A 12,346-nucleotide genomic window follows, 5' to 3' on the forward strand; every position below is an offset into this window, starting at 1 on the left:
TTATTTTAGCACAAAACAAAAAATGCAGTCAAAATTTGTCCATAAAAAAGAAGACAAGACTTGCCTTCTCTTTTGATTATTTCTTACCACCCTTAACTGGTGCCTTATCAGCTTTCTCTATAGCTTCTTTAATTGTCTTAGTATAGAGTTTAGCACCACGGTTAATAGAGTCGCTATCAGATCCAAAGTGAACCCCATCTGTACCATTCCAGATAGAAATATTTTCTTTAGCCACTTGATACCAGTCAGCAACCGTCACAAAGTCGTATTTCTTAGCCATCTCTAACTCATACTTACGTAACTGAATCAAAGACTGGGCCTCATTACCAGATTTACTACCATTATATGGTGTCACAAAGATAATATGGTGACCCTTAGGTAAATTCTTGATGATTTTATTAATAACGCCTTTATAGTCGTCAATCTCATTAACACCACCAGCAATGACAACATCCTTAGCAAGAGCATTACTATCCGCGTAATCTTTAAGCAAATCATTGATTGTTGATAGGTTACGACTGACAACTGCATCTATAGCGACATTATCAATACTTGATTCCAGCTGATCTTTTGATCTAAGAGCTACGGAGTCCCCTAAAACTGTCACTCCCTTATTCACACCAAATGAAGTAGCCTGACTGTTTTCCGCATTGGTACGCGTTAATTTCATCTTAGTCTGAGCTTGCGACAAACCATTAGCTTCTAAATCTTTCTCGAAGTTTCCTACAGCTGGCGCAAAGAGAGAAATAAGCACTGTAATTAAAGTAAGACCACTAAAAACATAAAGCACAATATGTCGGTACGGCGTCAAGTCTAAATCTATTCCAAAGAGACTGGCCTTTCTTCCTGCAATAAATGGCTCTATTATATAGTAGGAAAGTGTTGCGAAAACAATTGACAGAATCGTTGTCAGAATGACTGCAATAATATTATTGGTCAATTGACTAAAGATAATATATAGTGGCCAGTGAAAAAGATAAACACTATAGCTAATCTCTGCCAAATAACTAATAAGAGCAGGCTCTGATTTTCCAGGCAATTTCTCATGGAGGACACGGGCAGAGTAAATCATAACAGCCGTGAACAAACTAGCTAAAACAAAACCAAATAGATAGGTAATGCGTTCCTCAAAATGGAGAACTAGGCCCAACAATACGAGCAAGGCAAAACTTCCTACCATATAAAGGACCGTCTTTTTCAGAGTCCAAAGGCGTATATTTTTCTTGAACCTAGCGGTCGTTTCATACACACCTGAAAGTGTCGCAAAGAGCGAACCTAGGAAAAACGGATAGGCATGCGTAATTGACGAGAAATATAAGCGAGAAAAACTATCAACAAAGAAAGCACTAATAAACATTGATAGGAAACTCACCATAAAGCAGGCAAGAGATACCATAAAGACTAGACTTCTAAATTGATTTTGATGTTTAACACGCTTAGCTAGGAACCAAAGCAAGGCACCCCAAAGAATATAATAGTGAACCTCAATAGCCAGACTCCATGTATGGAGGTAAATATGCTGGTTAAACTGGTTCTCATAATTTCCCCCGGTCAAAATCTCATAATAGTTAGTTACAAAACCGATAACAGAGGTAATTTGACGCCCAATACCTGCAATAAAATCATTTCGAACCAAGAGTGCCAAAGGGGTACAGATAAGAACCATCAACACAAGTGGTGGTACTATCCGGTAGAAGCGTCGTCGCATAAAACCAAGGTAATCAATACGATGCGTCCGAGATACCTCATCAATCAAAAGTGCTGTAATCAAATACCCTGAGAAGGTAAAGAAGACATCAACACCGATGAAGCCCCCAGGAAGAATACTTGGGAAGAAATGATAGATCAGAACCAAAAGAAGTCCTGTCACACGAATATAAGAAAACCAGTTAATTCTCATCCTTTAAAAATCCCCTGTTTAAATTTTCCTTTGTAGGTAACCTTATTTTCAGTAGTCAATTTTCCTTGGCCATCGGCTTGACCAGACTTGAACTCACCTTGATAAATCCAACCCTCATGAGATTTGAAGGTCCCTTGACCATTAAAGGAACCATTCTTAAATTCTCCCGTGTAGGTATCACCATTATCATAGGTCAAAGTTCCTTGACCATTCAAACGATGGTTCTGCATCTGACCTTTGTAGGTAATCTTAGTCCCATCAATCTTGATAGAATGTTGCGTTTTTATAGTCACCAAAAACAAGGACAGGGCGCATAAAATAATAACCCCTACTGTGATACGTTCAAATTGATTTCGGTCAATATCAATATTTTTAAAATCAAAATCCTTTAGTTGTTTAAAATTCATTGTCTATCCTTAATCCACTGTAACCAGTCTCGACAACCTGCAGTTACCAATTTATATGTTTCTTCAAAGTCACCTGTGTACCATGGGTCCGGAACTCCGCCAGGTCTGAAAAGCTTGATTTTATCATCATAACGCCCCGCAGACACCTGCAGAAGGTCCTCAACATTTGACTCATCCATTCCCACAACTAAATCAAAGAACTCAAAATCAGCCTGACTAATCTGTTGTGAGCCCTTGGAAGAGTCAAAAGAAATAGCATATTTCCTTAAAATCTTTTGGGTCCCTTGATGAACTGGATTTCCATGCTCCCATGAAGACGTCGCGCGACTTTCGATATGTAAAGACTTTTCTTGGTCCAGCTCTTTCATCACAAATTCTGCCATTGGGCTACGACAAATATTCCCCAGACAAACAAATACAATCTTATTCATTATTCACCTCTTGCCCAAAACTATTAAGAGATATGCTCACTTATTTTCTTCGTCAAAATTATGAACACACTTTTAAATCATGAAAGTAGGTTCTCATTAATTTTCATTTAATCAATCCATATTATACCGAAAAACTAATCAAATAGAAAGGTTTCTTTCCTAATCATATCGAAAAATTAGTCACCTTTTTTAACAGTTGCAATATTCATATTAATCTATATGTTTAAGGCGTGAGAAAAGAGAACCTAGTTTCCTAGATTCTCCTTTTGTTGGCTTTAGATATTTGACCAAACACTTTCAAGGATGTTTGTTTGTTCACGTCCTGGTCCTACAGAGAAAGTAGAGATACGTACACCTACCAATTCACCAACACGACGAACATAATTACGAGCATTTTCAGGAAGCTCATCTAAACTACGGCAACCTGTAATGTCTTCTTCCCAACCTGGCAATTCTTCATAGATTGGTTTACAACGTTTCAGTTGCTCAAGACTAGCTGGGTAGTGATCAATACGCTCACCATCAAGGTCATAAGCTACACAAATTTTTACAGTGTCAAGACCTGAGAGAACATCGATACAGTTCAAGCTGAGGTTTGTGATACCTGATACACGACGACTATGGCGCATCACCACTGAGTCAAACCATCCTACACGACGTGGACGTCCTGTTGTTGTTCCATATTCATGACCAACTTCACGGATGCGTTCACCAACTTCATCAAATAACTCAGTTGGGAAAGGACCATCACCAACACGACTCGTATAGGCCTTACATACACCAACTACCTTATTAATTTTAGATGGACCAACACCAGAACCGATTGTAACACCACCCGCAACTGGGTTTGATGACGTTACAAATGGGTAAGTACCTTGGTCAATATCAAGCATAACCCCTTGAGCTCCTTCAAAGAGGACACGTTTACCTGCATCAAGAGCGTCATTCAAGATAACGGATGTATCTGTGACATATTGCTTAATTTGTTGTCCGTAAGCGTAGTATTCTTCAAAAATCTCATCGAATGATAATTCTTCAGCTTCATACATCTTACTGAAAAGACGGTTTTTCTCAGCTAAGTTCGTTTTCAAACGATCAGCAAAGATTTCTTTATCCAAAAGGTCTGCAATACGGATACCTACACGCGCAGCCTTATCCATATAGGCAGGACCAATACCTTTGTTAGTTGTACCAATCTTATTGTCACCTTTGGCGGCTTCTTGCAGTTGATCAAGTTTAATATGGTACGGCAAAATAACGTGTGCGCGGTCAGAAATACGAAGGCTCTCTGTTGACACACCTTCTGCATGAAGATATTCCAACTCTTTGACAAGTGATTTAGGATTGACCACTACACCGTTCCCGATAACAGAGATTTTCTCTGGGAAGAAAATACCTGATGGAATCAAGTGCAATTTAAATTTCTTACCATCGATAACAATCGTGTGACCTGCATTGTCTCCACCTTGATAACGTGCAATCACTTCGGCATCTTGACTTAGGAAATCTGTAATTTTCCCTTTACCTTCATCACCCCACTGGGTACCCACAACAACTACTGATGTCATATTATTTTGATAACGGACAGCTCCACCTTTACGAGGCTGTCCCCACCTTTCTTGAAAAACTTCACGGTGGGAATTTCACCCACAAGTTTTGCGTTACAGTTTATTATAGCAGAAAAAAGTCTATTTGTTCAACGTTGAAAGCGCTTCTTACAAAATATTCTGACAGTTATAGCTAAGATTGCAACTAGTTATTTACTATATCTTTTTAACCTTGCTTATTATGTATAACTATCAGCTATTTAACCTGCTTCATATAATCATTTAACTGCCTTTGATTCTTTAAAATAATTGTCTTGTCAGAATAATTTTTAACAACTGCATTATATCTCTCTACATATTTTTGAGAACGTCCGTCTAATAAAATCCATTTCACAAATGTAAAATCAAATTTTTCATTACAGCCTTCTGCCATGCTAGGACGTGTCTTTCCCCTATATGTTAAATAACGCCTAAACGCCCGATAGAGACAATTAACTCTGTTAAAGTTGAAATAGACAATACAGTCAGCTTCCCTCATACGTTCTTCATAAAGACAGGCCGAGTAATTCCCTTCAATAATCCAATCACTTTGTAGCATAAATGTTGATATATCGCCAGTCATTTCATCAACTGTTCGCTCTTGCCAATTTGATGTGAAATGAATTTTATCTAAATGAAGTACCTCACAATCGTAGTGTTGACCTAAAAAATTTGCCAAAGTCGACTTTCCAGAACCACTATAGCCAATGATTGCAATTTTCAACTCATGTCTCCTTTTTCAATTCTGTTTCTTGACTATTATCATAACACAAAGCATATATTTAGAAGAAATTATCATTGGGAACAACTCTCGTTTAGACAAATAAACACGTAAATTTCTGTTTAAAGTGAGTTCTTTCTTAGAAAAATAAAAAAGAGACTTATAAGCAAGTCTCTTTCCGATATTAAGATGCCCCCTACATGGATTTGGAAAGGATTTTCATATTGAGAGTAATTAAAAATATTGAAATATAAGTGATTTTAGGGAAGTACTTTTAGGTATTTCCAATGTCATGATTTAAAAATGGGGCAAAAGTGGGGCAAAAACGAATGACTCTCATTTGGTTTGAAAACCTATAATATCTAATGATTATGCTATACTAGAAATATAGTGTTGTTATCAATAAATATCAGTGCGAGACTAATCGGAGGATAAAATGGAAAAACAAATTAATGAAAAAATTATCGAAATGGATAGGGAATATCCCTTTTTATTTTGCTTTAAATCAGATTTTTGGATGGAATAGTAGATGATAAGACAAAATATCTTTGAAGATACAAAAAGACAAACGCCAAAAATGACGTTTGTCTACGTTCTGAGGTAGCCTTTAGGCTCCCTTTTTTCTTAGAAAATACCGATGAGTAATTGCATGCCAAGACTAGTCAGGATGATAGCAATCCAGCAAAGGGCTCCAAGAAGAATGGATTTTCCACTGGATTTGATCATAGCAACGAGGTTAGTTTTGAGACCAATAGCACTCATAGCCATGATGATGAGGAATTTGGAGAGCTGTTTGAGAGGTGAAAAGAAGCTATTGCTAACACCAAAAGAAGTAAGGACGGTAGTTAGCAGAGAAGCTAGGATGAAGTAGAGAATGAAAACGGGGAAGATTTTTTTAAGCTTTACTCCTTGGTTGTTGTCTTGTTGACGGCTTTGCCAATAGGAGAGGAAGAGAGTAATAGGGATAATAGCTAAGGTACGAGTCAGTTTGACAATGGTTGCAGATTCTAGAGTATTGGTATGATACAGACTATCCCAGGCGCTAGCTGTGGCTGTTACAGAGGAAGTATCGTTGACCGCAGTACCCGCAAAGAGAGCAAAACCTTCGTTGGAGAGATGGAGCCAAGAACCTAGAGTTGGAAAGATAAGAGCTGCCAAGACATTGAAGAAAAAGATAACAGAAATGGCTTGGGCTACTTCTTTTTCCTTGGCGTGAATAACAGGAGCAGTCGCTGCAATGGCAGAACCGCCACAGATAGAAGAGCCTACCCCAATCAAGGTAGCTAGCTTTGTATCCATGTTAAAAAATCGTTGGAAAAAGAAAGCAATAATTAAAGCGATAGAAATAGTCGAAAGGATGACAGGAAGGGAAGATTTTCCAACTGCGAAAACTTGAGAGATATTGAGTCCAAAACCAAGTAAGATAACAGCATACTGAAGCAATTTTTTGGAGCTATAAGTCAAACCAGCATCCAGTTGTTTATAGGGAGTGAGAAAGGGGTAGAGAATCATTCCGATAAAAATGGCGAAAACAGGTGCTCCCACAACAGGCAGAAAGCCTCCTAAAACCCAAGAGATGATAGAAATGATCAGACAGACTAACAGTCCTGCCCAATTTTTTGATAGAAATGACATAAAAACCTCCGAAAATAAATACTTCTTATTATAATCTTATCTGTCAGAAAAGTAAAATAGAAAGTAGGAATAAGGTTGTAAATTAACGGAATTTTGCGGTCAGAGAGCTTTTGTAGTTTAATAGATATATGTTCTTTGATCAATAAGGATGCAAATGTGGCATATGTTATTGAAAAAAATGAATTTGATGAGCCTGGATATGTGAAGTAATTATGTGAGATAAGAAAATAAATAAGAGAGTTGAAAATGTACTGCACCCCAAAAGTTAGACAGAAAAAATCTAACTTTTGGGATCAGTACATATCCTCGCTTTTTTTAATCTAATAGGTCCTTATTTTCAATTAAGAGTTCTAGTGGGGATTTATCTCTTGCTACAATAAAACCAGGTTCATATTGGTTATGAAATGTTCTTTTCTGAGAAGTTGGATCAATATACAACTCATCTCCATCTTCTGTGTATAGCTGGTTGCCTCTTGTTAGGTAAAGTAAATCCTCTAAGTACTGTCCATCAGTTTGTAGAAAATGTTCGATGTATTTGACAGCCTTTAAGATCTCACTTACTTTATCAGAGTATTCATTCGATTCAAGAACACTCTTTTCTAATTCAATCTCCTTACTCGTTCCAAAAAGTTGAGTTGGAGTTGCATTAAAATATTCTGCTATCTTATCTAAATTTGCAAAGGTAGGATAGCTTTTTTGTTTTTCATAATCAGAGATGGACTGTTTACCAATTCCTAAGTCTTCAGCTAGTTGAGTTTGACTTACTCCTTTTTCTATGCGTAGTCGTGCCAAATTGGGTCCAAAATTTTGAATAATAAAGGTCATGGGAAACTCCTGTTTTTATTTTTAACTTATTTTATCACCTGTAAACTTACAAATCAAGTTTTTAGTTGACTACCCCAAATATTTTTTGTAAAATATATTTATAACTTATAAATAAGTTATAAATGATACAAAATAGCTCATATGTTTAGGAATAGTGAGTGAGGAGGAAGTTGAAGACGAGACTATGACTTATGACTATTCGAAGCCTTGGAGCTAGAAATTGTGTGGACAAGGACAAGGGACGAGCCTGACGGGAAGTCAGGCGAAGTCCTGCGGACTGCCGTCCAGACAATTTCTAGCCAAGCAAAAGCTGGCTATTCTAACAGCCAGCAAAAAGGGACACTTAGGACAACGTCCAAAGAACGACGGAACGAGCAAACGTTGATTTTACGGTGTTTCTGAGGCCTAAAAAATCTAAAAGAAGGGGGGACAATTTTGTTGGTTTCTATACAAGATTTAAGAAGCATTCAAGAACGATGTGATGTAGGAGAATTAGTACAGAGGTTAGATGTCAGTATCGATAGACTAACGGTTATCTGGGATACTGATACTGGTTCTCTAAGACGGATTTTCAAAAATCTGAAACAGGCAATAAGTACAAGAGTTGACTCATTTGAAATACATGATAACGTGCGAGATGATGTCTTTACTTTAGCTAAAGATTTTAATGAGTATGATTCAATCAATATTATATTTTTTCAATTATCCACTTATGGAGGTGAACAATTGATTCGGATTGATTTCAATCCTAACACTTTAAAAGAATTTGATGGAATGAAAGTATGGAGGCAATTAATGTACTTTGCCAGATTGAATTCATTGACGGTACGATTGTCTCGTTTTGATTTGGCATTTGACATTCTCAACAGGCCTGAGATCGTTAATTTGCAACATATTAAAGGTGGTGTTACCCATAAGGTCTTCTATGGTCGAGGGGGCGAATTAGAGACGAAATATTGGGGTTCTAGCGGTAGTAATGTACAAGTTAGGTTATATGATAAGAATAAAGAAATCATTGCTCACAAGCGTGAAGAGAAGCTAGATTTGGCTGTAAATCCGTTTTGGTGGAGACTAGAGTTCCAACTCAGAACCAAAGCGATTGGGGAGGAGATGGTCCAAGATATTATGAATCGACTTGATAATTTCGGATTTTATAAGCTAGATCATATTCGAGTGGAGCAAAGAGCATTTACAATTATCTTTCTCAACAATCCTGAACTGTTGTCATTGGCTTTTCCAAATTTAAAATCAGACAGCATCAAAAAGAAAAAAACAAGAGTCCGCAAACTATTGAGAGAAGAAACGAACCAATTTGCGGAAGAATTAAAAGAAGTATTAATACAGAATCTCCCTAAATTAAATACAGAATTACAACTACTTGTAGGTGAGTTTCTGACTTTAGAAAATCAATAAGGAGGATAACTATGGATAATAATTTAATTAGCAACAAAGAATTAATTGAAATGGGCTATCGCCCTCACACTGCAAATGATATCATCCATCAGGCAAGAGAATTACTTGTATCACGAGGCTATACATTTTATAATCGCAAACGTTTGATGGTTGTTCCAAAAAGTGTTGTAAATGAGATTCTAGGAACAGAGGTGGCGTAATATGGCAAGTGTTCGTTATCGAAAGCGAGGAGATAGTAACTTATGGACCTATGAAATTCGTAACGAAGGAAAAACTGTTGCTCATAATAGCGGTTTTAAAACAAAAAAACTTGCAGAGTCAGAAGCTGAGCCGATTCTGCAAGAACTTCGTTTAGGGAAAAGAATTTCTAGAGATATTTCTCTTATCGATCTATATCAAGAATGGCTTGAACTAAAAATTCTACCGAGTAGTAGGTCGGAAGAGACAAAGAAAAAATATCTTCTCCGTAAAAACACAATTGAAAGATTATTTGGAAATAAAAAAGTCACTCAAATTCGTGCGAGTGAATACCAAAGAATAATGAATAAGTATGGTCAAACAGTTGGTAGAAATTTTCTTGGTAGATTGAATACTGGAATTCATCAGAGCATCCAAATGGCAATTGCTGACAAAGTTCTAATAGATGATTTTACACAACATGTCGAGTTGTTTTCATCCAAAGAACAACAGATGACAGAAGAGAAATATTTACATACAGAAAAGGACTATCTGGATTTACTTTTAGCAGTAAAGAGAAAATTCGATTACCAACGTTCAATTGTTCCTTATATCGTCTATTTTCTATTAAAAACAGGCATGAGGTTTGGAGAGTTAGTAGCGTTAACTTGGAATGAGGTTGATTTTGACAGAGGATTGTTAAAAACATACAGGAGGTATAATACTCTCTCTCATAAGTTTGTTCCACCAAAAAATAAAACGTCTATTCGGATGGTTCCGATAGACGAAGAGTGTATCAAAATTTTGCGCCTTTTACAAACGGAGCAAGAAAGATCAAACATGGAGTTAGGAATCAAAAATCGATATCGAATGATCTTTCAACATTTTGGATATATTCATTCAGTTCCAGATATTGCAAGCGTCAATAAAGCTTTGAGTGTTCTCTTAAATGAGTTGGACATTTATCCAATTATCACGACAAAAGGAGCACGTCACACCTATGGAAGCTACCTCTGGCACAAAGGTTTTGACCTTGGAGTTATTGCAAAAATTCTAGGGCATAGAGATATTTCAATGTTAGTAGAAGTATATGGACACACTTTAGAAGAGAAAATTTTTGAGGAATTTAATCAAATCAGAGATATCTGGAGAGATTGCTCATAAAAAAATGTGGGGCAAATGATGGGGCAAATGCTCTTAAGACAAGCAAAAAAGCCTTGGTTATCAAGGCTTTTACTGTTGAAGTTTGATGCCCCCTACAGGGCTCGAACCTGTGACCCATGGATTAAGAGTCCACTGCTCTACCAACTGAGCTAAGGAGGCTGGATGCTGTATTGGTACCGATGATCCACGGTTTGTATTGAACCCGCGACGTAAAAAAGCAGGTGGGCGACTCGCTACTAACTTCAGTTGCTTCTGGGTGAGCCAGCCTGCACACTGTTAATAGACCTCTGTCTCCCGATAATACAAAAATTAGTCGGTCAACACTTATATGTGGATTCGTATACCACAGCAATTTCTATGTTTTTATAATACCACTTTTGAAAATTATTGCAAGAGGAAAAATCAAATTTTTTGCAATCGTTTTCGTCGATTCCTCTCGTATTACCTAGATAACTTATCAATCCGTTCTTTATTAGCTCCAAGAGCTCTTTCATATTTCCCGGTTTCATTGGCTTGGAAATAATTCACACCTCTTAATTTATCTGGAAGGTATTGTTGCTTGACCCACTTTTCGGGATAAGCATGGGGATACTTGTAATCTTGTGCATTACCCAGTTCCTTGCTTCCAGCATAGTGTCCATCTCTCAAATGACGAGGAATCGGTAAATTTCCTGATTTTCTAAGGTCTGCCAAGGCAGCATCCATAGCCATATAAGCAGAATTCGACTTAGGAGATAAAGCTAAGTCAACAACTACATTGGCTATCAAAATACGCGCCTCTGGGAAACCTACTTTCTGTGCAGCTTCCAAAGCTGTAACCGTGTGAACTTGCGCATCAGGATTAGCTAAACCAATATCCTCGTATGCAATCACAGTCAAGCGCCGCGCTAGACTAGGGAGATCTCCTGCTTCAACCAAACGCGCTGCATAATGAAGACTGGCATTAACATCAGAGCCTCGAATAGATTTTTGCAAAGCAGAGAGCACATCATAGTGTCCATCACCGTCTTTATCCATGGTGATATAGCTACGTTGTAAACTATTTTCCACTGTATCTAAAGTAATATGGCGAAGCCCATCTTCTGAAGCTGGCGTCGACATGACAGCTAGATCCAACGAATTATAAGCTGAACGTAAATCACCATTAGTAGCCGTAGCAATAAAATCTAGAGCATCATCATCTAACTGGACATCAAAGTCAAAACCACGCTCCTTGTCCTCTAAAACACCTAGGATAGCTTCCTTAATATCCTCGTTAGAGAGTGGTTCCAACTCAAATATTTGTACACGACTACGGATGGCTGGTGTTACAGAAAAAAACGGATTCTCCGTTGTAGCCCCAATCATGATAATATTACCATTCTCTAAGAGTGGTAATAAAAAGTCTTGTTTAGCTTTATCTAAACGATGAATCTCGTCTAGGAGCAGAACTAAGCCACCTGAAAATTTAGCCTCTTCCGCAATTTCCTGCAGGCGTTTCTTGCTATCAACTGTAGCATTAAAGGTTCTAAAAGCAAATTTTGTTGTTCCTGCAATAGCACTAGCTATTGAGGTCTTCCCGATTCCTGGTGGCCCGTAGAGAATCATTGACGATAGCATATTAGCTTCTACCATACGGCGAATAATTTTACCTTCACCAACCAGATGCTTCTGACCAATCACCTCTGAAATTGTACGTGGACGCATGCGTAGAGCAAGATTATCTGGCATCTTCTCTCCTTTTTTAACTGATTTTTTCTTATTATAATAAGCATATACTATTTTGTTACAAAAAGAAATCATAAATAGTTCTTGTCAAACCTAAATTCTTATGATAGAATGTTTTGGTATGTGGTGCTAGCACATCCGTAATAAATTCTACCTAGGAGGAAAACACGAAATGGCTAAAGTATGTTACTTTACAGGACGTAAAACTGTTTCTGGAAACAACCGTTCACACGCTATGAACAAAACTAAACGTGCCGTTAAACCTAACCTTCAAAAAGTTACTATCCTTGTTGATGGTAAACCTAAAAAAGTTTGGGCTTCAGCTCGTGCGCTTAAATCTGGTAAAGTTGAACGCGTTTAATCTTATTGGATATTAAGAG

General features: G+C 37.4%; 13 protein-coding genes, 1 tRNA gene and 1 other RNA gene. 5 read left to right on the forward strand and 10 right to left on the reverse strand.

Annotated features, from left to right (window positions below; translation table 11 throughout):
• Positions 1–76: 76 nt before the first annotated feature.
• The 7 genes from HMPREF2867_RS04490 to HMPREF2867_RS04520 all read right to left on the reverse strand — a co-directional run bounded on the left by HMPREF2867_RS04490 (position 77) and on the right by HMPREF2867_RS04520 (position 7,505).
• Positions 77–1,900, reverse strand: coding sequence for an acyltransferase family protein (locus tag HMPREF2867_RS04490; protein ID WP_014635144.1), 1,824 nt, complete (start codon positions 1,898–1,900; stop codon positions 77–79).
• A complete protein-coding gene (locus HMPREF2867_RS04495; RefSeq protein ID WP_002885750.1) occupies positions 1,897–2,307 on the reverse strand; it encodes an MORN repeat-containing protein in 411 nt (136 codons plus the stop codon). The genes HMPREF2867_RS04490 and HMPREF2867_RS04495 overlap by 4 nt, the downstream gene beginning before the upstream one ends.
• Positions 2,304–2,738 carry a low molecular weight protein-tyrosine-phosphatase gene (locus tag HMPREF2867_RS04500; RefSeq protein ID WP_014632521.1) on the reverse strand — a complete coding sequence of 145 codons (435 nt, stop codon included), beginning with the start codon at positions 2,736–2,738 and terminating at the stop codon, positions 2,304–2,306. The genes HMPREF2867_RS04495 and HMPREF2867_RS04500 overlap by 4 nt, the downstream gene beginning before the upstream one ends.
• A gap of 275 nt (positions 2,739–3,013) precedes the next feature.
• Positions 3,014–4,306 (reverse strand): adenylosuccinate synthase, encoded by a 1,293-nt coding sequence (locus tag HMPREF2867_RS04505; protein WP_014632520.1) that lies wholly within the window; start codon positions 4,304–4,306, stop codon positions 3,014–3,016.
• 235 nt (positions 4,307–4,541) lie between these two features.
• Entirely contained in the window at positions 4,542–5,048 is a 507-nt protein-coding gene (locus tag HMPREF2867_RS04510; RefSeq protein WP_070576064.1) for a DNA topology modulation protein, read from the reverse strand.
• 621 nt (positions 5,049–5,669) lie between these two features.
• Complete coding sequence (locus HMPREF2867_RS04515) at positions 5,670–6,680, reverse strand: YeiH family protein (protein ID WP_003009857.1); 1,011 nt, start codon at positions 6,678–6,680, stop codon at positions 5,670–5,672.
• 315 nt (positions 6,681–6,995) lie between these two features.
• The gene (locus HMPREF2867_RS04520) at positions 6,996–7,505 is read right to left on the reverse strand and encodes a helix-turn-helix domain-containing protein (protein ID WP_014712806.1); all 510 of its coding nucleotides are present in this window, start codon (positions 7,503–7,505) and stop codon (positions 6,996–6,998) included.
• Positions 7,506–7,712: 207 nt separating this feature from the next.
• On the opposite strand from HMPREF2867_RS04520, the gene HMPREF2867_RS11755 reads away from it, so the two are divergent.
• The 4 genes from HMPREF2867_RS11755 to HMPREF2867_RS04535 are packed head-to-tail and all read left to right on the forward strand — an operon-like array spanning position 7,713 to position 10,259.
• The gene (locus HMPREF2867_RS11755; RefSeq protein WP_072903616.1) at positions 7,713–7,907 is read left to right on the forward strand and encodes a hypothetical protein; all 195 of its coding nucleotides are present in this window, start codon (positions 7,713–7,715) and stop codon (positions 7,905–7,907) included.
• A 33-nt stretch (positions 7,908–7,940) separates the two neighbouring features.
• Entirely contained in the window at positions 7,941–8,918 is a 978-nt protein-coding gene (locus HMPREF2867_RS04525) for a replication initiation protein (RefSeq protein ID WP_070576067.1), read from the forward strand.
• A gap of 11 nt (positions 8,919–8,929) precedes the next feature.
• Positions 8,930–9,118 (forward strand): DUF3173 domain-containing protein, encoded by a 189-nt coding sequence (locus HMPREF2867_RS04530; RefSeq protein ID WP_000369785.1) that lies wholly within the window; start codon positions 8,930–8,932, stop codon positions 9,116–9,118.
• Position 9,119: 1 nt separating this feature from the next.
• Entirely contained in the window at positions 9,120–10,259 is a 1,140-nt protein-coding gene (locus HMPREF2867_RS04535; RefSeq protein ID WP_070576070.1) for a site-specific integrase, read from the forward strand.
• Positions 10,260–10,345: 86 nt separating this feature from the next.
• Here the strand turns inward: HMPREF2867_RS04535 and HMPREF2867_RS04540 are convergent.
• The 3 genes from HMPREF2867_RS04540 to HMPREF2867_RS04550 form a co-directional block, all read right to left on the reverse strand.
• Positions 10,346–10,418 (reverse strand) — tRNA-Lys (locus tag HMPREF2867_RS04540).
• Positions 10,419–10,614: non-coding RNA, 6S RNA (gene ssrS, locus HMPREF2867_RS04545), on the reverse strand. It lies immediately after the preceding tRNA gene.
• 86 nt (positions 10,615–10,700) lie between these two features.
• Entirely contained in the window at positions 10,701–11,969 is a 1,269-nt protein-coding gene (locus tag HMPREF2867_RS04550) for a replication-associated recombination protein A (RefSeq protein WP_070576073.1), read from the reverse strand.
• Positions 11,970–12,138: 169 nt separating this feature from the next.
• On the opposite strand from HMPREF2867_RS04550, the gene rpmB reads away from it, so the two are divergent.
• Entirely contained in the window at positions 12,139–12,327 is a 189-nt protein-coding gene (gene rpmB, locus HMPREF2867_RS04555; RefSeq protein ID WP_002885786.1) for a 50S ribosomal protein L28, read from the forward strand.
• Positions 12,328–12,346 lie beyond the last annotated feature (19 nt).

The sequence above is a fragment of the Streptococcus sp. HMSC064H09 genome (assembly GCF_001812625.1).
GTDB lineage: Bacteria > Bacillota > Bacilli > Lactobacillales > Streptococcaceae > Streptococcus.